1 protein-coding gene is annotated in these 564 nt (G+C 71.8%); it reads right to left on the bottom strand.

The window, feature by feature from the left end:
• The coding region (locus FLQ44_RS09845; RefSeq protein ID WP_276607840.1) for a beta-ketoacyl synthase N-terminal-like domain-containing protein at positions 1–564 on the bottom strand (564 nt) is incomplete at both ends.

Below are 564 nucleotides of genomic sequence, written 5' to 3'. Positions count from 1 at the left end.
CGGCGAACATCACGTCCTGCAGGCCCCAGGCGATCTGCTGGGCGGCCGCACCGATGCAGTGGGCCGAGGTCGCGCAGGCCGAGCTGATCGAGTAGTTGATGCCGCGCACCTTGAAGCGCGTGGCCAGACAGGCCGACACGGTCGACGCCATCGTGCGGGTGACCTGGTAGGGCCCGATCCGGCGCACGCCCTTGCTGCGCAGGGTGTCGGCGGCTTCGATCTGGTGGGCCGGCGAGCCGCCGCCCGAGCCCATGATCAGGCCGGTGCGCGGGTGGCTGATCTGGCCGGGCGCGAGCCCGGCCATGGCGATGGCGTCGTCGAGAGCGACGCTGGCGTAGGCCGCGGCATCGCCCATGAAGCGGCGGTCGCGGCGATCGATGCGCGCATCGAGGTCGATTTCCGGCACGCCGGCGACCAGGCTGCGCAGGCCCGCTTCCGCGAATTCCTCGCAGCGGCGGATGCCCGAGCGGCCCGCGCGCAGGTTCGCGCTGACCGTTGCCAGATCATTGCCCAGGCAGCTGACGATGCCGGCCCCGGTGATGACTACGCGGCGCGGAAACAGCA

The sequence above is a fragment of the Vogesella mureinivorans genome, from assembly GCF_007644035.1.
Taxonomy (GTDB): Bacteria; Pseudomonadota; Gammaproteobacteria; order Burkholderiales; family Chromobacteriaceae; genus Vogesella; species Vogesella mureinivorans.
This window is presented reverse-complemented; position numbering and strand designations above follow the sequence as displayed.